Origin of the sequence: Paraburkholderia sp. IW21 (genome assembly GCF_041321145.1) — a bacterium.
Lineage (GTDB): Bacteria > Pseudomonadota > Gammaproteobacteria > Burkholderiales > Burkholderiaceae > Paraburkholderia.
The window spans coordinates 373,833-392,228 of sequence record NZ_JBGGWA010000001.1; the positions used below are offsets into that span (position 1 = coordinate 373,833).

Annotated in this window: 17 protein-coding genes and 1 pseudogene; 10 read left to right on the plus strand and 8 right to left on the minus strand. The window is 60.3% G+C overall.

All coding sequences use genetic code 11. From position 1 onward, the window contains the following. Nucleotides 1-67 precede the first annotated feature (67 nt). The gene (locus ACAX43_RS01705; RefSeq protein ID WP_370706685.1) at nt 68-985 is read left to right on the plus strand and encodes a LysR substrate-binding domain-containing protein; all 918 of its coding nucleotides are present in this window, start codon (nt 68-70) and stop codon (nt 983-985) included. On the opposite strand, the gene ACAX43_RS01710 is transcribed toward ACAX43_RS01705, so the two are convergent. Continuing rightward, nucleotides 982-1,878: a LysR family transcriptional regulator gene (locus ACAX43_RS01710; protein WP_370706686.1), complete on the minus strand. Its 897-nt coding sequence runs from the start codon at nt 1,876-1,878 to the stop codon at nt 982-984. The two genes, ACAX43_RS01705 and ACAX43_RS01710, sit on opposite strands and share 4 nt — an antisense overlap. A 139-nt stretch (nt 1,879-2,017) precedes the next feature. Between ACAX43_RS01710 and ACAX43_RS01715 the strand changes: the two genes are divergently transcribed. The 5 genes and pseudogenes from ACAX43_RS01715 to ACAX43_RS01735 all read left to right on the plus strand — a co-directional run bounded on the left by ACAX43_RS01715 (nt 2,018) and on the right by ACAX43_RS01735 (nt 6,639). Further along, nucleotides 2,018-2,536: a (2Fe-2S)-binding protein gene (locus ACAX43_RS01715; protein ID WP_370706687.1), complete on the plus strand. Its 519-nt coding sequence runs from the start codon at nt 2,018-2,020 to the stop codon at nt 2,534-2,536. Then, nucleotides 2,537-4,816 (plus strand): molybdopterin cofactor-binding domain-containing protein, encoded by a 2,280-nt coding sequence (locus tag ACAX43_RS01720; RefSeq protein WP_370706688.1) that lies wholly within the window; start codon nt 2,537-2,539, stop codon nt 4,814-4,816. It begins immediately after the preceding gene. Nucleotides 4,817-4,981: 165 nt separating this feature from the next. Beyond that, nucleotides 4,982-5,632 (plus strand): annotated as a pseudogene (locus tag ACAX43_RS01725) (ShlB/FhaC/HecB family hemolysin secretion/activation protein); the annotation flags it as partial. Between the two features lie 193 nt (nt 5,633-5,825). Further along, the gene (locus ACAX43_RS01730; protein ID WP_370706689.1) at nt 5,826-6,206 is read left to right on the plus strand and encodes a MerR family transcriptional regulator; all 381 of its coding nucleotides are present in this window, start codon (nt 5,826-5,828) and stop codon (nt 6,204-6,206) included. A gap of 25 nt (nt 6,207-6,231) precedes the next feature. Beyond that, nucleotides 6,232-6,639: a carboxymuconolactone decarboxylase family protein gene (locus ACAX43_RS01735; protein WP_370707075.1), complete on the plus strand. Its 408-nt coding sequence runs from the start codon at nt 6,232-6,234 to the stop codon at nt 6,637-6,639. Nucleotides 6,640-6,700: 61 nt separating this feature from the next. Here ACAX43_RS01735 and ACAX43_RS01740 read toward each other — a convergent pair whose 3' ends face one another. Further along, a complete protein-coding gene (locus tag ACAX43_RS01740) occupies nt 6,701-7,876 on the minus strand; it encodes a diguanylate cyclase domain-containing protein (RefSeq protein ID WP_370706690.1) in 1,176 nt (391 codons plus the stop codon). Nucleotides 7,877-8,364: 488 nt separating this feature from the next. On the opposite strand from ACAX43_RS01740, the gene ACAX43_RS01745 reads away from it, so the two are divergent. Next, nucleotides 8,365-9,519, plus strand: coding sequence for a prolyl oligopeptidase family serine peptidase (locus tag ACAX43_RS01745; RefSeq protein WP_370707076.1), 1,155 nt, complete (start codon nt 8,365-8,367; stop codon nt 9,517-9,519). Nucleotides 9,520-9,993: 474 nt separating this feature from the next. Here ACAX43_RS01745 and ACAX43_RS01750 read toward each other — a convergent pair whose 3' ends face one another. Further along, entirely contained in the window at nt 9,994-10,620 is a 627-nt protein-coding gene (locus tag ACAX43_RS01750; RefSeq protein ID WP_370706691.1) for a CGNR zinc finger domain-containing protein, read from the minus strand. A 74-nt stretch (nt 10,621-10,694) separates the two neighbouring features. Here ACAX43_RS01750 and ACAX43_RS01755 point away from each other — a divergent pair, with 74 nt between their 5' ends. Beyond that, nucleotides 10,695-11,603, plus strand: coding sequence for an alpha/beta fold hydrolase (locus ACAX43_RS01755; protein WP_370706692.1), 909 nt, complete (start codon nt 10,695-10,697; stop codon nt 11,601-11,603). 223 nt (nt 11,604-11,826) lie between these two features. On the opposite strand, the gene ACAX43_RS01760 is transcribed toward ACAX43_RS01755, so the two are convergent. Next, nucleotides 11,827-13,221: an MFS transporter gene (locus ACAX43_RS01760; protein ID WP_370706693.1), complete on the minus strand. Its 1,395-nt coding sequence runs from the start codon at nt 13,219-13,221 to the stop codon at nt 11,827-11,829. Between the two features lie 133 nt (nt 13,222-13,354). On the opposite strand from ACAX43_RS01760, the gene ACAX43_RS01765 reads away from it, so the two are divergent. Next, nucleotides 13,355-14,281 (plus strand): LysR family transcriptional regulator, encoded by a 927-nt coding sequence (locus ACAX43_RS01765; RefSeq protein WP_370706694.1) that lies wholly within the window; start codon nt 13,355-13,357, stop codon nt 14,279-14,281. Between the two features lie 123 nt (nt 14,282-14,404). On the opposite strand, the gene ACAX43_RS01770 is transcribed toward ACAX43_RS01765, so the two are convergent. The 3 genes from ACAX43_RS01770 to ACAX43_RS01780 form a co-directional block, all read right to left on the minus strand. Next, nucleotides 14,405-14,911 carry an N-acetyltransferase family protein gene (locus tag ACAX43_RS01770; protein WP_370706695.1) on the minus strand — a complete coding sequence of 169 codons (507 nt, stop codon included), beginning with the start codon at nt 14,909-14,911 and terminating at the stop codon, nt 14,405-14,407. A gap of 307 nt (nt 14,912-15,218) precedes the next feature. Then, nucleotides 15,219-15,560, minus strand: coding sequence for a cyclic-phosphate processing receiver domain-containing protein (locus ACAX43_RS01775; protein ID WP_370706696.1), 342 nt, complete (start codon nt 15,558-15,560; stop codon nt 15,219-15,221). Next, the gene (locus ACAX43_RS01780; RefSeq protein ID WP_370706697.1) at nt 15,529-16,050 is read right to left on the minus strand and encodes a phospholipase D-like domain-containing protein; all 522 of its coding nucleotides are present in this window, start codon (nt 16,048-16,050) and stop codon (nt 15,529-15,531) included. The genes ACAX43_RS01775 and ACAX43_RS01780 overlap by 32 nt, the downstream gene beginning before the upstream one ends. 673 nt (nt 16,051-16,723) lie before the next feature. On the opposite strand from ACAX43_RS01780, the gene ACAX43_RS01785 reads away from it, so the two are divergent. Further along, nucleotides 16,724-17,188 carry a hypothetical protein gene (locus ACAX43_RS01785; RefSeq protein WP_370706698.1) on the plus strand — a complete coding sequence of 155 codons (465 nt, stop codon included), beginning with the start codon at nt 16,724-16,726 and terminating at the stop codon, nt 17,186-17,188. A 158-nt stretch (nt 17,189-17,346) separates the two neighbouring features. Here ACAX43_RS01785 and ACAX43_RS01790 read toward each other — a convergent pair whose 3' ends face one another. Beyond that, the gene (locus ACAX43_RS01790) at nt 17,347-18,396 is read right to left on the minus strand and encodes a GTP-binding protein (RefSeq protein ID WP_370706699.1); all 1,050 of its coding nucleotides are present in this window, start codon (nt 18,394-18,396) and stop codon (nt 17,347-17,349) included.

The window sequence follows — 18,396 nt, forward strand, 5'->3', positions numbered from 1 at the left end:
TGCAGTCTCACAAGTTAAAAACGCTCTGTACAATATTTTTTAACCACGATCTTGATACGTTTGCGATATGGACATCAGGCTGTTGCGTTACTTCGCGGTACTTGCCGACGAACTGCATTTCGGCCGGGCAGCCGCACGGCTGCACATTTCGCAGCCACCTCTCAGTCAGCAAATCCGCATCCTCGAAGAGGAGATGGGAACTGCGTTATTCATGCGCTCGCAACACCGTGTCGAGCTCACTGAGGCAGGGAAAACACTTAAGGAGCAAGTGCCGTTGATCTTCGCGCAGTTCGAACGCGCGATCGATCTGACACGTTGCGCGGGGCGCGGCGAAGTGGGGAGTCTGGAGATCGGCATCATTAGCTCGGCGATGGTCGAACCGATTCCGCGCGCACTCAGGGTATTTGCGGAGAAGCATCCGCAGGTGCAGTGGACGCTGCACGAGATGACGCCGGCCGCGCAGATCCTCGCGCTCAAGGAGCGGCGGCTCGACGTGTGTTTCTTTCGCGTGTCGCACGAGGACCCGGAGATTCGCAGCGAAGTCGTGATGCGCGAATCGGCGGTGGTGGTGTTGCCGTTGGGGCATCGGCTTGCGGCGCGTGAGGAGATCGCGCTGCGGGAGTTGGAAACGGAGCGCTTCGTGTCGTTCGGTTTGCAGCATTCGCAGCTCGCGCGCTTCCTGCAGGACTGCTGCGTCGAAGCAGGGTTTACACCGCAGATCGATCAGGAGGTGGTCGAGGTGCATACGCTGCTGTGTCTGGTGCGCGAAGGGCTGGGCGTCGCGTTGCTGCCTTCGTCGGCGCGGCAATTGACGACCGGTGGGGTCGCGTTCGTGCCGGTGGCTGCGCCGCGTCCCGAGGTGTCGCTGCATGCGCGCTATCGTGCTGAGGACCCGTCGCCGGTGCTTTCGCTGTTTCTCGATACCGTGCGGGAAGTTGCCGCGAGCGTGGGTGTTAGCGCCAGCACTAGCAGCGGTGAGGACTAACGCACGCTGACCGTTTGTGCGACCAGTTCGCGAATGACTTCGATCAGCGGCGCCACGCGCGCCGCTTTCTCGCGTGGCCACACCGCATACAGGTTGTAGTGCGTGGGGATTTCGATTTGCGTGAGTTCAATTAGGCGCCCCTCGCGCCGGGCGTCCGCAGCGAGCAGGCCGCGCGCCAAACCGGCGCCCACGCCTGCGCTTGCCGCTGCGATCAATCCCGCTGCATTGTCGAACACCGCCACTGCATCGGGTTCGATGGCGGGCATGCCGGCCGCGGTGAGCCACAGAATCCATGAGCGCTTCGTATAGCCGAGCAGCGGTAGATCAAGCACCTGTTCCGGCGTGAGCGGCAGGCTTAGCCCGCGTGCCGCCAGAAGCGCAGGCGAGCCCACGGCAGTCAATCGATCACCGCAAATCAGCGCGTTCTCAAAGCCGTCCCATTCTCCATACCCATACCGCAACGCGATATCCACGCGCTCGAACGCGCTGCGATCATGGCGCGGCGTGGACAGCACGGTCAACGACGTGCCGGTCAACGCGCCGAGCAGAGCAGGCAAGCGCGCCACCAGCCAGCTCTGCGCAAGCTCAGGGTCGACGTCGAGCGTGATCGACTGCTTGACCGTGCGCTCTTTCACCGACGACAGCGCGCGATCGATCTGCTCGAAGCCGTCGGCCAACTGATTCGCGAACAGCACGCCGGCATCCGTCAGCACCACGCGGCCGCCTTCGCGCACGAACAGCGGCTGGCCGACGAACTCTTCGAGCGTGCGGATCTGCTGGCTGATCGCGCTGTGCGTAAGCGACAACTGGCGCGCCGCGCTGGAGAAGCTGCCGACGCGTGCCGCTTGCAGGAACGCCTGCATCGACTGGATTGAAGGGTAGCGCTTCAACATGGGTGTTAGCCGGACTTACGGAGGGTGGAAGAAATCGTCGCTGGCGTTGCGCTTAACGGCTTTCAATAATGGCCGCAAGCAGGCGGCGATGGACACGAATGACGCGCCGCAATGCACAACAACATTCAGGAGACAGCGCATGATCGAGATCGTGGTCAACGACACGCGGCACTCGCTCGACAATGTACCGGAAGACATGCCCCTGTTGTGGGTGTTGCGCGACCGGCTCAAATTGACCGGCACGAAATTCGGCTGCGGCGGCGGCTTTTGCGGTGCGTGTACGGTGCATCTGGAAGGCGAGGCGGTGCGCTCCTGTTTGCTGCCTGTTGCTGCGGTGGCTGGAAAACACATCACGACGATCGAGGGTTTGTCGAAAGACGGCAGGCATCCGTTGCAACTTGCGTGGGTCGCGGAAGACGTGCCGCAGTGCGGCTACTGTCAATCCGGACAGTTGATGCAGGCGGCAGCGTTTCTGAAGGATAAGCCGACCGTCAACGATGAAACGATTAGCGCCGCCATGTCGGGCAATATCTGCCGCTGCGGGACTTACGCGCGGATTCGGAAGGCGATCAAGCGCGCGGCGTCGGGCGATACTTCTTTAGCCGCGGTGACGCCAGCGTGCGCTTCGGTCTGCACCTCCACGAATGAGGAGGCTTGAATGCGCAACGATAAGCAAACGCTGAACAGCGCACACGGTTCCGCGCGTCGGCGGTTCATCAAGCAGAGCTCGGCATTGTTGGTATCGGGTCTCGCGATCGGGTTTCAATTGCCTGAAGCATTAGCCGCTGGTGCGAACGCAAGCGGCGATCCGAAACCGCAACCTGGCGAGTTCGAGCCGAACGCCTGGGTGCGCGTACTCCCCGACGATACGATCAAGCTGGTCGTCCATAAACACGACTCGGGCACTGGCACGCGCACGGCGCTGGCCGCTGTCGTCGCGGAAGAACTCGATGTCGATCCGTTTCGCGTCGATGTGATCACGCCGGAGAATCCGTTCTTCGCGGACTATATTCATCCGCTGTGGAAGGTGTTTTCGACAGGCGGCAGCACGAGCGTCTCGCTCGAATATGAGCGCTTGCGGCGTGCAGGCGCGACCGCGCGTGCGATGTTGATCGCCGCTGCCGCGAAACAATGGAACGTGCCGCCGTCCGCGCTTACGACAGAAAACGGTTTCGTTATCGACAAGGCCAGCGGCAAACGTGCGAACTACGGATCGCTGGCGAGCGTGGCGGCGCAATTGCCGGCGCCGAAAGATGTCGTGTTGAAAGACCCGTCGCAGTTCAAATACATCGGCAAGCTGCAGAAGAAGCGTGGTGCCGATCTAAAAGCGAGAGGCGCGTTTCCGTACAGTATCGACGTGTCGTTGCCGGGCATGCTGGTGGCGGTCGTCACGCGCGCGCCGGTGATCGATGCGCGCGTGCGTAGCGTCGATGCCAAAGCCGCGTTGGCGGTGCCGGGTGTGCGGCAGGTGTTGCAGATTCCTGGCCGGCCCGACATTCTCGGCGGCAATCAGGCGGGTGTCGCCGTACTGGCTGACGATTATTGGTCGGCGCATCAAGGCCAGGCGGTGTTGAAGGTCGAGTGGGACGACAGTCCGCTGGAAACCTTCGACAGCAGTACGCTCGCTGCTCGCCAGGCTGCATGGCTCGACGATCCCACCGCGCGTGTCGTGCCGACGATTCAAACCGGCGATGCCACAACCGCGTGGCCGCATGGTGCGCGCGTGATCGAGGCGTCGTATTCGATGCCCTACAAGGCGCAGAATCCCTTGGAGCCGATCAACGTCACTGCCTGGGCGAAGGACGGCGGCATCGAGTACTGGGGCGGTTTGCAAGTGCCTTCCTCGGTGAAGGAAGCGGCCCAGGTGATCGGCGGCATTCCTGCTGAGCGGGTTGTGCTGCATGAGCTTGTTTCGGGCGGCAGCTTCGGCTCGCGCGAATCGAAGTACTGGCTATTTGAGGTGACGTGGCTCGCGTTGAAAGCCGGCAAGCCGGTCAAGCTGATGAACAGTCGTGAAGACGAAATGCGCGCGCTGTTCTACCACTCGGCGAGTTATCACCGTGCCAAAGCCGCATTCGACGCACGCGGTAATCTCACTACGTTGCAGTTGCGCGCGGTGATGCCTGCTTCGCCGGAACAATGGGAGCCGGGGTATTTCGATCGTCCGGATCGGATGGACTACAGCACTACTGAAGCGATCAGCAAATATGAGTTTGCTTACGATGCGCCGCATGTCGATATTGGCTGGGTGCGTCACGAGACCGGTGTGCCGACTGGGTGGTATCGCGCAGTGAGTTATATCCCGAACGTGTTCGCGGTGGAGTCTTTCATGGATGAGGCGGCGCATGCCGCACAACGCGATCCGGTTGATTTTCGGCTTGCGCATATGAAGGACCCACGGCATAAGGCGGTGTTGCGCGAGGCGGCGGCGCGGGCTGGGTGGGGGCAGGCGTTGCCTGCCGGTACGGCGTTGGGTGTCGCGACGAATCAGGCGTATAGCAGCTATATCGCAGTGGTTGCGCGGGTGGTTCGGAAGGGCGATGCGGTAGTGGTCGAGAAGCTGACGTGTGTGACGGATTGCGGGTTGGCTGTGTCGCCGGGTGGGGTTGAAGAACAACTGTACGGCGGCCTGATGTGGGGGTTGGGGCATGCGACGGCGGATCGCATCGATATTCGGCATGGTCAGGTCGAGCAGAAGAACTTCGATACCTATCGGGTGATGCGGATGAGTGATATGCCGGAGATTGAGATTCAGATCGTGCAGGGCGATCCGGCTAAACCGGGTGGGGTTGGGGAGTTGTCGAGTCCTTCGGTGGCGCCGGCGGTGGCTAATGCGGTGTTTAAGCTGACGGGGAGGAGGTTGAGGGATACGCCGTTTGATCTTGGGAAGGTGGCGGCGCAAGCGGGCGCACATTCGAAGGTCAACGGGAAAGCGTAGATGTCCGAGGAGCCGGATATAGGCGATGCCATCAACGCGGGGACCGCGTGACTTTTTTGCATACGAACTGACGTCGGCAGTTCCTGCGGTCCCTCTCTTGTTGGATTTTTTTGCGCCCGTTCGGGCTACTTGATATCCCGTCAATGTTCTATAGGCAAAGTCTGATTTGACGTGAGCTTCATCGACGACACGGACATACCGCAACAGAGGCGCAACAACACGTTCATCGAAGCGGGTCTGACAGACCGGCATTATTTCGGCGCATCGCAGTTTGACGGCACACTTGCGTATCGCCAGGGCATCGGCGGCCTAGGCGCGACGCCCGACCCGTATCCGGTCGGCCCCACGTACCGTTTTCACATGACCGTGCTTGACGCGAACCTGTCGGTGCCGTTCGCCGTTGCTACGCAGACCTTCCGGTACGTGACGACGGTTCACGGGCAGTTCACCAACGACACGCTGTTTTATCTGGACGACCTGACCATCGGCAGTCGCTATACCGTGCGCGGCTTTGACGGCGAAACCATGCTGGCCGCGGAGAAAGGGTTTTACTGGCGCAATGAGCTGCAATGGCCTGTCTTCCAGACGGGACAGACGCTATACGCGGGGATCGACTACGGGCGTGTGTTCGGACCGAACACGGCATTTCTGGCGGGGACACAACTGGCGGGCGCGGTGATCGGTATCCGCGGCGGCTTGCCGTCGCGCTTTGTTGGACTCTCGTATGACCTGTTCGCGGGGACGCCGATTTACAAACCTTCCGGCTTTCCAGCCTCACGTGTGACTGTCGGGTTTCAGGTGACGATGCAGTTCTAAACGTGATGACTGATATCAGCGTAAGAATCGGCTTCAGTGGAGTGACGTCTGCAAGCCGGAGGCCGCGAACTGACTCAAATTGGCCGCGTGCCGCTCGACGCGGCCGCGCGCGGCGACCTGCCCGACCTTCAACTGCTGACATGATGCGGGGCTTGACTTAGAGTGCACTCTAAGTCCTAACCTGAGGTCCGTCATGTCGAAGTTGCTAACTATCGGTCAAGTGGCAGCAGCCACCGGCGTATCTACCCACACGCTGCGTTACTACGAAAAAACCGGACTTCTCAAGGCCGTGAGCCGGACTGATGCGGGGCATCGGTTGTATTCGACGTCGGACCTGGACTGGTTGCAGTTTGTGCTTCGTCTCAAGGCAACCGGAATGCCGATTGCCGCAATACAGACGTTTTCTCAGCTTCGTGCTCAAGGTGCTTCGACCTATGACGCACGGCGCGAGATGCTGGCGTCGCATCGGGAAGCCGTGTTGGCTGATATTCTCGAATTGCAGGCCAATCTGGCTGTCCTCACGGACAAGATTGCCTTTTACGAGACGGCGGCAAGACATGACGAAGATTCTTAACAAACCGACAGAAAGAGGATTCGCCATGGACGCTGGAATCGACACCGCTCATCTCAACCACGACCGCTACGCGCAGGGCTGGCAAAAATTGAAGCAGATTGACGGGGACGTGGGTGAGAGAGTCATTGCTGCGCTCGCGCCCATTGCGCCTGATTTTGGTCGCATGTTGATTGAGTTTGGCTTCGGCGACATCTACAGCAGACCGCAACTCGATTTGCGAGCGAGAGAGATCGCGACGATTGCAGCGCTGGCTGCGCTTGGTAACGCGCAACCGCAGCTAAAGATTCATGTCGAGGCGGCGCTTAACGTCGGTTGTACACGTGATGAAATTGTCGAGGTGTTTATGCAGATGGCACTTTACGCGGGCTTTCCTGCGGCGCTGAACGCATTATTTGTCGCGCACGAGGTGTTCACAGCGCAAGACATCCGCTAGCGCGCCTCCGGATTGTTGCCAATGTGCGCGCCGACAGCGACCGGCGCTGTCCACACCACCGTCAGGCAACCTCGGGGCGCGAGGCAGGCTGCGCCAATACGAGCCGATTGCCGCCGAGCGACTTCGCGTTGTATAACGCCGCATCGGCGGCTGCCAGCAGGTCGGCAAGCGTGGACGCATCGGTTCCGAACTGTGCGAGCCCAATGCTGACCGTTGCTTGTATCGCGGCGCCGTCAATCCGGTGAGGGATCGTCTCAGCGAAACGTTTAGCGACGATCTCGCCCACTTCTTTGGCGCGGAGGCTGTTATGGTCGGGAAGCAGGGCAGCGAACTCTTCTCCGCCGATGCGCGCGAGAATCGCATCGGGACCCACCACGCTCCGGGCTATGTCGCCAAATGCTTTCAGTACCTCGTCGCCCGTCTTATGACCGTATCGATCATTGATTGCTTTGAAACGATCGAGATCGAATGCAAGGAGGGAAATCGGGCGGCGTGGTTCTGCCTCGCGGATCACGCGTGCGCCCTCTTCAAAAAACCATCTGCGATTGCTAAGACGGGTCAGGTAATCCGTTTGGGACTCTCGTAGAAGCTCGCCATGGGTCTCCTCGCGGATCAGCTTCAGCAGAGTCATCGGTAGAACAACCGAATACAGGACTCCCTCGTACATCGTAATGTTGCTGGCGACCGACACGACGTCCCGCCCGTACCGGGCCGCCAGGAAAGGCAGGATGCACGCCCTGGCAGCATATAGGAGCGCATGGATGCCCGTCACCAACACCGCGATACGCCGCGATTGCATCGATTTCATGCCGTCGCATCGCACCAGCTCGAAAGACGTCACGCCGCAAGCCAACGCGATCGGAATCGCGCTCGCGTAGTACCACACCGAATCCTCCCACCGCGCGCCGGCCACGGCCCATGTGAGCGCAAGCAGGACGAGCATCGCGGCAGAGCTGTTCCGGTATTGCCGGCCGCTCAAGGATGCGACGCCTTGCAGGACCAGTAAATAGCCGGTGACGATAACGAGGTTGCTCAAGGCGGAGCCAGTCGCACCGGGCAGCTCGTGATGAACTGTTACCGCCGCACAGCCGATGGCAAGCGTTGCGTACCCAGCTGCCAGTATTTTCAATTCCTTGCTACGCCTGGGATGTGTTCGATGTTCCCAAAGCGTCATCCCGGAACTGGCGAAAAGCGTCCCGACCACGAGGAAATAAAGGGTGAGAAGATCCACGTGCATCGCTGAGGAGAGAATCCTACGCCGGTGTATCGCGGCGCCAATTCAAGGCAAAAAAGTCGATAGCGGGATGATAGTCGAGGTATGGTCCTGGCTGCACTTGGAGGACGCTCACTTTTAAGCGAAGGAGAGAAACGGCAATACGGCGACCCAGCCCCGTGTAACGGCAAATATGGACAGAACTTTATAGCCGCCAAATAAAAGCATCAAATGACCGGGGTCGGCGGGCGTCTCCCAGCCTTGGGTTAGTCCGCCGATTGTCAACGATCTGCATGCCTCTGTCGAGTGACCGAAAAAATTCGGCCGAGTCCGGAAATCCACCAAGGTTGCGATCGCAAGCGTTGCAGGAACTATTTTTGCTGTAAGCAGCGTATCGCACGCCGCAATCATCTGTTCTCGCCTTGTTATGACGTGCGTTAGCGAGTCTTAGGCGGAATCTGAGGCGGCCACAGTTCGACGGGCGTTCTGACGAGGAGACGACAATGATGACGATGAGGTTAGGCCTACGGTTAACGTCGGCAGCTGTGTTGGCGATCAGCCTCGCCGGGTGCGGGGGTGAGGGCGATCCGGCCAGTGCGGATGCCGGTGCAGCATCTGCGCAGGCGAAGGCGTTAGCCGCAACCGGGAGCCCCGCCGCGGACGGTGGATCGGTCGCGTCCAGGATCACTAAACTTCAGCGCTATCAGATCGACCCGGCGAAGGTCTTCGTCGCCGGTATTTCGTCTGGCGGTTTCGCGGCAGTGCAGATGCACGTTGCCCACTCTTCCACCTTCAAAGGGGCCGCTGTCTACGCGGGCGGAGTGTACTGGTGTGCTGGCGCCGGCGGAGCCGCGACAGCTTTGGCAAACTGTGGCGGCTTGACGCTTCCGTCGAATCAGGCGTCGTACAACAGCACGCTTATTGCATCCGAGGCGTATCTTGACGCGCAATCGTCCCTCGGCACCATCGACCCGGCGACGAACCTGCGTGGACAGCCCGTCTACCTCTGGTCCGGCACGCAAGACGAGGTCGTCAATCCGCTTGAGATGGCCGACCTCAACTCGGAATATAAGCGCTATGGGGCCAACGTTCACTTCGACAATGCGTATCCCGCCGAGCACGGCTGGGAATCGCCTGATGGCGAACTTGCATGCGGCACGCTCGGCAGTCCCTACATGGTGCGCTGCTCGGCGAATGGCGCAGTCTACGATTCAGTAAAAACGTGGCTGACGATGTTCCTCGGCCCATTGAAAGCGCGCAACAACGGAAAGCTGTCGGGTACGCTTTCTTCATTCGATCAAACGGAGTTCGGGGCGTCCCCAAACCTTTCGATGAGCTCGACGGGGAGCGTTTTTGTTCCCAAAGCCTGCGCGCAAGGGAAAAAATGCGGATTCGTGCTCGCCCTTCACGGCTGTCTGCAGGAGGCGTCGCTTATCGGAAACCGCTGGGTCAAGGAGGCCGGCATCAATGAATGGGCCGATACGAACGAACTGGTGGTGGTGTATCCCGACACGATTGCGTCGTCTGCGCCAGGGCCGACGAACCCGAACGCATGCTTCGACTGGTGGGGTTACTCCAATCAATACGACTCGAACTACGCACTCAAGCGCGGCTTGCAGATGTCGGTGCTCTACGCGATGGTGCAGCGCGTGACTGGGCGACCGTAGGGCCGTCGTGGCATGGATCGAATCGGACGCAACGAGATTTGTCCGGCTGGACCGAACAGCCAAAACGGTCATTTCGCTCTGGCCGCTGTGTCGTTCCGCCTACGCGCCAGTTGGAATTTGCCGAGGCGCCCTTTGCGATCGGCGCCAGCGTAGGCCCCTGCATCGGCGCTCAAAAATTCGAGCTCGGGCAGGGCCACCAAGGCGGCGGGGTCTTCGACTTGGACGCTCCCGGCAATCGAATGACTAATCGAATGACTGGTTGCTGAGTGGAACTGCTCCCGGAGTGTGCGGCCGGTTGCTCCTGCCTCCGTCGCTTCTTGGCCGCACGCGGGAGAATCGGCGATGCGGCTTGCCGGTCATCGCTCCGCGACCGGCGCTGGTCGCCCCGATCTGGTCATTCAGCTTTCTCCAAAGCGGCCCTTGGTCTGGAGGCGACGAGTCCGCACGCTCGGTCACGCACGTTTGGACTGCCCTTCAATATGTCGCTCTCATCGTACGGTAGTGGCGTTGTGCTTTTGCGCGATTTCCACAAGTGGCCATTGAGCACCATCGTCGGGACCTGCTCCGCGAGAGATCGAGGAACAACCACGAGCATGCGCCGCACTCTCGGACATTCGAAAGGATCGGTTGCGAAAGCAGTTCGCTCGCAGCGATAGCAAGCCGGTCCTTTATGAGCGCGCTGCAGGCCTTCTCTGGGCATACCGTCCAGCGCACCGGTGCTCGTCCTTCAATGCACAGCGTCGAATGACTCATTGCCTCGACGATATAACCTTCCAGCCGCAGCCGAGCTGTCTCCGAAGGCAGAACGCCGTCGGCGATCGCAGAGAATACTACGTGCATGGCTTCTCGCAGTTCCGTCAACTCCTTCAGCATATCGGATCGGCGGTGCCTCGCGTGCGACCGCGCCTTCTCGATCAGACGACTATCAGTCGGATTAAGGACACCGTTCGCCGTAGCCCAGTCGATAGCGTCGCACCAGTCGACCAACCGCTCGACGTCACGGTCCTTACCAGCGCCGCCGCATGTGTTCACGAAGTTAAGGACGAGGTGACCGCCTACGCCTGCGTCTCCGCTCCCACGTGATTCTTTTACACCGACCAATATAACCTCCTTGAAGGATTATGACGGTTAGTCTATGCTTGTTCCTCGCTATAGTCCAATGCAAAAGGCGATTCATGACGGATACTTCGCGGCAATTTCAGCAGCTGTTTCCTGGAGCGTTGCCTTTGGCACATTCTTTTGGCTTCGATGGTCAGTCAGTACGCTATGGCGTAATCGGCGCGGGCGAGCCGATGGTGCTGATACATGGAACGCCGTTTTCTTCGCAGGTCTGGCGCCGCATTGCGCCGATCGCGGCTCGCTTTCGACAAGTCTTCTACTTCGATCTCCTTGGTTACGGAATGTCTGAGCAGCGCGCGGACCAGGATGTCTCACTGGGCGTTCAGAATCGCCTGCTTGCAGCCTTACTCAAGCATTGGCGGCTCGAGAAGCCTGACGTGGTTGCCCATGATTTCGGCGGCGCCACAGCGCTCAGGGCAGCCTTGCTGGACCGATGCGAGTATCGATCTCTGCTGCTGATCGATCCGGTGGCAGTCGCCCCATGGGGCTCACCGTTTGTTCGTCATGTGCGCGCGCATGAGGCTGCGTTCGCAAGCGTGCCCGCGTACATTCATGAGGCGATGGTCAACGCATATCTGCAGGGTGCCGCGAACCGAACGCTCGCGGCAGACACATTGCGCATTTACTCGTCCCCATGGATGGGCGAACTGGGTCAAGCGGCGTTCTATCGGCAAATCGCCCAGATGGACCAGCGCTATACCGATGAGGTCCAACCGCGTTACGGAGAAGTTCGCTGCCCGGTTTCCATCTTGTGGGGCGAGGAGGATCAGTGGATTCCGGTCGATCGAGGCTTGGAATTATCGGCGATGATCCCCGGGGCACGCTTCACGCGGGTTGCTGGCTCGGGGCATTTGATGCAGGAAGACGCTCCCGAAGCGATCGTCGGCGAGGTGATGGATTTTCTGCAGTTGGGAGAACGACACCAAATTGCCGGCTATCTTGGGTCCAAAGTCGAACGTCTCTAGTTGGCCGACAGCCGCCCCCCCACCCCAAACGCGCACATCCCAACCAAAGCCGACAGTCGCAGGCCATGCACAGTACGGCGGCCCCGTGTCGCACCGTCATTCGAAGACGGATGCCGGGGAACGTCAGACACCGATTCAGACTTCGCGAATGTTTGCCCAAGCACGCGGACTTCGTTAAACGAACACCTAAGAGCCGCCCCTCTGCATCTATCGTAACAACGCGTCAACTCGAACATGTCTTGATCGACGCCCCGGATTTTGCAAGACCGAGCCATATTGTCATGAGGCTCAAAAGTGTCATGACGAACGCGAGCATCACGGCGACATGCAGCCCTGCGGCGAGATCGCCGGACTCAGGGCGCACGAGCGAACCGAACACGCCCACGCCTACGACGCCGCCAATCTGCCGCGCGGTATTCAGCACACCCGAAGCAATGCCGATGGACGCCGATTCGACATGGGTGAGCACCGCTGTATTGATCGACGGCACCGCGAGCGCGACGCCGGTGCCGACGGCCAGCAAGGGCCACGCGATGGCGAGCATGCTGCTGGCCGCGTGGATGAACGCCAGCGAGACATAGCCGAGCGCTGCCAGCAACTGGCCGACGACCATCGGCAAGCGATGACCGAAGCGTGCGGTGAGGCGGCCCGATACGACGTTCGCGACGGTCACGACAGCGGTCATCGGCAGGAACGCGATGCCGGTTTCGAGTGGTGTGTCGTGACGCGCATTCTGGAAAAACAGGCTCATCGCAAACATCAACCCGTAATAGCCAAAGTTCAGCGTGAAGCCCGTGATCGAACTGACGTTCAGCACGGCGTTGCGGAACAGCGCGAGCGGTAGCAGCGGCTGCACGTGACGCGCCTCGACGGCGATGAACAACGAGCCGGCCACCAGCGTCGCCGCGAGGCACGTCATGACCGTCGCGCTAGTCCAGCCGAGCCGGCCGCTTTCGATGACGGCATACGTCAACGAAGCCAGCGTGACGATTGCAAGAAGTTGCCCGGCCAGATCGATGCGGCGCGCCGCGCGACGCACGGTGTCGGGCGCATGCCTGAGCGTGAGCCAGATGCCCGCGATGCCGATCGGCACGTTGATCAGGAAGATCGACGGCCAGCCGAAACGATCGACCAGCACGCCGCCGACCAGTGGGCCGGCGCCGAGCGCGAGCGCCGCGGTGCCGGCCCAGATGCTGACGGCCCTCGCGCGCGCATGCGGGTCCGGAAATGCCGCGCCGAGCAGCGCCAGCGACGAGGGCACGCACAGCGCCGCACCCACGCCTTGCAGCACGCGCGAGGCAACGAGCATCGTCGCGTCGCCCGAGAAACCGCAGCCGATCGACGCGCAGGTGAACACCACGAAGCCGCTGACGAACACGCGACGCGCGCCGAAGCGGTCGGCGAGCGCGCCCGCTGTGAGCAGCAGGCAGGCGAACGCCAGCGTGTATGCGTTGACGACCCATTCGAGTACCGTCGCGTCCAGCGCGAGGCTCGCGCGCATGCGATCGAGTGCGACATTCACGACCGTCACGTCGAGGCAGATGAGGACGAAACCGATGCTCGTCGCCAGCAGGGCGAGCCGCGACGACTGTCGCGGCGTGGTGTGTTGTGTACGCATGAGGTCCTTGCGGGAAATGGCGCGAGCGAGCCGGACCGAACCGTGCAGGCCGTCGCGAAGACCGAACTGTATTCCATAAGCCGAACTTGATAAATGCAGGCAGATTTGACACAGAACCCGGTATTATTGAGTAATGGATCTTCTCAAGACGATGACAGTGTTCGTGCGCGTGGTCGAAACCGGCAGCCTGACGGCAGCGGCGGTAGCGTGCGACCTGTCGCCGACGATGGTCGGCACGCACCTTCAGGCGCTGGAAGCGCGGCTCGGTACGCGGCTCATCCATCGCACCACGCGCAAGCAGCAGGTGAGCGCGTTCGGTCAGACGTACTACGAACGCTGCGTCGAGATACTCGGCTTGATCGACGATTCGGAGCGGCTCGCGCACGATCATCTCGCGACGCCGCGCGGCCGCTTACGCGTGACGGCACCCGTCATGTTCAACAACGAGTGCCTGATTCCCGCTATCGCCGAATACTGCGAACGCTATCCCGAGGTGAAGCTCGATATCGTCGCGACCGACACGGTCTCTGATCTCGTCGACGACGGCTTCGAGGCAGCGATCCGCATCGGCACGCTGGGCAATCCGGCTCTGGTCGCGCGGCCGCTCAAGCCGTATCGGCTCGTGCTATGCGCGTCGCGCGCCTACCTGAAAGCGCACGGCAAGCCCGCGATACCCGACGCGTTGCGCACGCATCAGTGCCTGACGTACGCGTTTCCGCCGCGTTCCGAGTGGTACGCGGCGCAGTCCGAGTGGGTGCTGCATGGCGCGGAAGGGCGCGTGGTCGTGCGTGTGGATGGGCGCCTGAAAATCGACAACTCCGAAGCGTTGCGGCGCGCCGTGTTGCGCGACCTCGGCATCGCGATGCTGCCGGCCATTCTGGTGGACGACGATCTGCGCGCGAAGCGGCTGGTGGAAGTGCTGCCTGACTATGCCGCGCCCGAGCGACAAGTGAATCTGCTTTATTTGAGCGAGCGGCACATGTCGCCAAAACTGCGCAGCTTCATCGATTTCGTGGTCGAACGCTTCGGCGCGGAAACGACGACGGGTCATGGTGATTGAACGGAAAGCGGCACGAAGCGGTTATTCGTTACGAGGCGATTGAATGGCGGTTCTCGACCCGTTTCGGCCCTTCGACTTCGCCCGAAGCGGTCGCTCAAACGTTCGGCGAAGTTGCTCCGAAGATCAGTCACCCGCGAGCCATTCCATTTTCTGGACTTTGAGGCCAGGCTGACTAGCCAGCGGTTCCCATTCCGGCAAAAACACGAAGCCATGCCGACGATAAAGATTCGCGGCCCGAGCATTGTCCGGCGAGACCCTCAGGACGACCCTTCGGTATCCTCTCTCAATTGCGCGCGTCTTTATCGCATCGACCAAACGTCCCGCTACCCCTCTGCCCCGGCACTTGGGATCAACCCACATCGCAATCAGGTTGCATTCCTGCATTGGCCTAACAGTGTCGCCTATGAGACCGACCGCGCGCCCTTGGTCGATGGCCAGCAGGAATTCAGGCTGGGTCCCGTGTGATGCACGTTCGCGCCATTGCTGCTCGCTATACGCAGCTGCGGTCGCGTAGCTCAGGCCGAACGCGCCTGGACTGTCCTGCAGCGCGGCGAGACGAATAGTCTTCAGAATTTCCCAGTCTTCTTCCGTGGTTGCACGGACCGCCACACCGCTCAAATCCATCGTCATATCGGGTTCCTTGGTAGTAAGAAAAAGGCGCCAAATTGGCGCCTTGTCACATCAGCATCAGTCAGCACTGGAGGGTCCCGAGTCAACACTGCAAACGAAACGAACCACGGCGCATGGGGCTGCGACCGCGACGCTAGTGAAAGTGGACGAGGAAGTTAGTCAATTCCACGTTTTCTATATTCGCAGATGGCTCAGAATTTGTCAGCAATTTACCGACGCGTGCCGGCAGTCCGAAACTGGCCGATCGGCGACGCCTGTAATCGACGTGCTTCGGTCATTCAGACAACGGAATGCGATCTCGCTGGAGTCAGCATGCTGCGGGCCGATTACCTGAAATTTCGCGCTGGCGCAGATATGCATCAAGCAGGCCCTCGATGTTGCGCTTGCCGACTGGATTCGCGCTATGAACTGAGTAGACGAAACCGGCAGGGATGAATCCGCCGCCAGCATCCAGGTCCATTGCCACCAGCTTTCTGACCACGACCATTGCAGTGTCCTCACCGCCCAAGTCGTGATCGAAGGAAATTTCGAAGGGACAGCCGCGAGCTTCGAGAATCGTAGTGGCCTCGAGGGACGTACGTGCGATTACCCAATCGGATGCGACGGGGTCACGGATGTCATCGATAAACAAGCGGTATCGGGTTTCCATTTTTATCGATCCTCGGAGCCCGGTCGCGGCGACATCTGCGGTCTAATTGCGCCAGATACGACGCGAGCTGTTGGTGCTGAGGATCTCCCAGGATGCCGCCAACAACGTAAGACAGTTCCTCATTCGACGTAAGCGCAGCCTTCGTGATGTTAGCGGACCCCACAATTGCAGAATACCGGTCGCCCGCCTCGAAGTAGTACAGCTTCGTGTGGAGATATGAGCGACTGTGGTCTACGACGATGTGCTCGACGCCGAGCGTGGCCAACCCATCGGCGGCGTCCTGTTCTGTGTGCTTGTCGTTGGAGTAGAAGATGACACGAGCCCCGCGATCGACGGCCTTCTTCAGTTCATCCGCAATCGCTTTGATCCCGCCGAATTTCAGATGGCCAGAGCACATCGAGATGACCTGAGCGTCGACCAACCCCTTCTTGATAGCTGCAATATGACCGTGCTCGCCCGTTTTCGATTGATTCCAGATGAAAGTCGACATGGGTTGATTATTGTTTGTTAGCAGGGGCCTTTCCTGGAGCGATGCCTCGGACAGAAACCGGCCTATCACTGGCGATCTGTGCTGCGCGCTGGCGCCACCTACGGAAATCGAACGAGTGTAGACCTTCCTTAACGTCTGGTGGACCTTTCGTGCCTACACTCCGAATTCATCTTTCCGGGTGTTGGAACCTTTTACCATAACCGGCGGGACCTAAACATCGAGATTGTCGACAATCTAGCCGGCGACAGCGACAGTCGCTTCCTGGCCGACTGCTGTCTAACGCGGAACCACCTGAAAACGGACGTTCATTCATCACCGTGCGACAAAGGCCGACTACCCGCCCCTCGTCTTACCACCCCTTATCCATTCGGCCAAAACAAACATTTAGCCTACAAGGTTGCGCGCAACCCAAGTGGCCTGCCTTATAATTACCAAGTCGCCGGAAAGCACCCGGCGGCCAGGTTTGACAGCCTGCGCTTGAAACCGCACACCCGCCCAAGCGGGTCGTGCGTCTACCTCTGCACGTCTATATTTCAATGGGCGGGCCGTGGTGGGGGAGCCGCAAGGCTCGCCGGTTTGTTTCAAGCCCGGTCTGTCAACCCTACTTCGTGCCCGCTCACCCCCTTTGCAAGCGAGTGTCGGGCGATCCGAGAAGTAACAGGGAGATCGCACCATGAGCAAGTCCATCAAAAACCAACCCGACTCACGTCCGCCTGTCGACGCACTCCAGTACGAAAAGCTTGCCCTGTCGGCATTCCATTTATCCGACCGGCACTTGGATCAACTGGATACCTTGATCACACTTGCGTCCTCAATATGTAGGAATCCTGCCATCACGAGCGACGAAAGACGGCGTCGTCAGACACTCCTTGAATTGTTGTTGGAGAAGATGGAGCAGTATCAGCAGGAACTCGAATGCGACCGCGAGCTGTACCAGGTGATCGCACTGGATGCGAAGGGCGTTGCGCAAACCCGCATCACGGCACGTCAGGCGGCAAACCTGCTTGCAGAGGCATCGCAGAGAGCGAAAGGATCCGTAGCCACTGCAAACGCTCCGGAGCGCAAAAATCCGTCATCGGAAAGCGCCGCAGCATTAGGAGCCGACGCTGTGCCGCAACCCGTTATCGCGCCATACTAAGCAATCAAGAAGGGCCGGCGGGTCGTAGTGCGGTGCGTCCGAATCATTGGAACGCCAACTACGACTCGCCTCTCAGGCATGTTGTCACCGACAGTAGATTGATTATCGCGCTCAGTCACCATCGCGATTGCGCGGCCCACGCTCAATCGCAATCAACATCATCCCATCCGCACCGCCTCTCCTCCCACCACGTCCTCCACCCCCGCCTCGCGCAGAAAATGCGCGATCGTCTCCTCAATCACCGACCTCTCAAGCCCCTGCACAATAAACACAAGCCGCGTCGAATGATCCTCATCAGGCCACGCTTCAAGCCGCAACGGTTCATGCAGCAACTGCTGCACGCCATGGAACACAACAGGCCTTGACTCACCAACAAAATTACCGATCCCCTTAACCCGCAAGATACGTTCGCCGTGATACCCGAGCAGCACCGTCAGCGCAGTTTCGAAAGCCTGCATCGGCAATGCCTGCGAGTAAGTCAGGCAGAAGCTGTCGATATCCGGATGGGCCACGCGTGACGCCGTCGCGCCACGCATCAGCAACTTGCGCGGCGCAGGCTCTGCGCGCAACCACGGCCGCAAGGCACGCGGCGTCAGGATATCGAGCAGCTGTTGTGCATCAATCTCGCCGTTGCGCACCAGAATACGCGTCGCACCCGGATTCAGCGCCTCAAGCGCCGCCTCCAGGTCGGCAAGCGCGAGCGCATCGACCAGTTCAGCCTTCGTCAACAACAGCCGGTCCGCGACGGCCACCTGCTGACGCGATTCCTCATGTCGGGCAAGTTGCGCGGCGCCGTGTTTCGCATCCACGGTCGTCACGATGCCATCGAGTTGCAAACGACCTTCAAGCGCCGGGTCACCCAGCAGCAACGAGATCACCGGGCCCGGCCGCGCAAGCCCCGTGGTCTCGATCAAAATCCGCTCGAAGGGGGGAATCTCGCCGCGCGTGCGGCGCGCTAGCAGATCGGCCACGGTCGCTGCCAGTTCGTCGCGCACGCCGCAACACAGACAGCCGTTTTCCAGCAGCGCGACGGTCTCGTCGCGCGAGGTGCCGACGAACAGATGATCGAGACCGATCGCGCCCAGTTCGTTGATCACCACCGCACAACGGCCCAGCGCCGGTTGCGGCAGCAGGCGATTGAGCAACGTGGTCTTACCCGAACCAAGAAAGCCAGTCAGCAACGTGAGGGGAATCGCAGCGGATTGCAT

What these genes read in the sequence shown, in the direction of transcription:
- ACAX43_RS01705 (WP_370706685.1), top strand. Translation starts at nt 68, where the DNA reads ATGGACATCAGGCTGTTGCGTTACTTCGCGGTACTTGCCGACGAACTG.
- ACAX43_RS01755 (WP_370706692.1), top strand. Translation starts at nt 10,695, where the DNA reads ATGACGGATACTTCGCGGCAATTTCAGCAGCTGTTTCCTGGAGCGTTG.
- ACAX43_RS01730 (WP_370706689.1), top strand. Translation starts at nt 5,826, where the DNA reads ATGTCGAAGTTGCTAACTATCGGTCAAGTGGCAGCAGCCACCGGCGTA.
- ACAX43_RS01790 (WP_370706699.1), bottom strand. Translation starts at nt 18,396, where the DNA reads ATGCAATCCGCTGCGATTCCCCTCACGTTGCTGACTGGCTTTCTTGGT.
- ACAX43_RS01745 (WP_370707076.1), top strand. Translation starts at nt 8,365, where the DNA reads ATGAGGTTAGGCCTACGGTTAACGTCGGCAGCTGTGTTGGCGATCAGC.
- ACAX43_RS01780 (WP_370706697.1), bottom strand. Translation starts at nt 16,050, where the DNA reads ATGTCGACTTTCATCTGGAATCAATCGAAAACGGGCGAGCACGGTCAT.
- ACAX43_RS01715 (WP_370706687.1), top strand. Translation starts at nt 2,018, where the DNA reads ATGATCGAGATCGTGGTCAACGACACGCGGCACTCGCTCGACAATGTA.
- ACAX43_RS01765 (WP_370706694.1), top strand. Translation starts at nt 13,355, where the DNA reads ATGGATCTTCTCAAGACGATGACAGTGTTCGTGCGCGTGGTCGAAACC.
- ACAX43_RS01735 (WP_370707075.1), top strand. Translation starts at nt 6,232, where the DNA reads ATGGACGCTGGAATCGACACCGCTCATCTCAACCACGACCGCTACGCG.
- ACAX43_RS01775 (WP_370706696.1), bottom strand. Translation starts at nt 15,560, where the DNA reads ATGGAAACCCGATACCGCTTGTTTATCGATGACATCCGTGACCCCGTC.
- ACAX43_RS01785 (WP_370706698.1), top strand. Translation starts at nt 16,724, where the DNA reads ATGAGCAAGTCCATCAAAAACCAACCCGACTCACGTCCGCCTGTCGAC.
- ACAX43_RS01710 (WP_370706686.1), bottom strand. Translation starts at nt 1,878, where the DNA reads ATGTTGAAGCGCTACCCTTCAATCCAGTCGATGCAGGCGTTCCTGCAA.
- ACAX43_RS01770 (WP_370706695.1), bottom strand. Translation starts at nt 14,911, where the DNA reads ATGACGATGGATTTGAGCGGTGTGGCGGTCCGTGCAACCACGGAAGAA.
- ACAX43_RS01740 (WP_370706690.1), bottom strand. Translation starts at nt 7,876, where the DNA reads ATGCACGTGGATCTTCTCACCCTTTATTTCCTCGTGGTCGGGACGCTT.
- ACAX43_RS01720 (WP_370706688.1), top strand. Translation starts at nt 2,537, where the DNA reads ATGCGCAACGATAAGCAAACGCTGAACAGCGCACACGGTTCCGCGCGT.
- ACAX43_RS01760 (WP_370706693.1), bottom strand. Translation starts at nt 13,221, where the DNA reads ATGCGTACACAACACACCACGCCGCGACAGTCGTCGCGGCTCGCCCTG.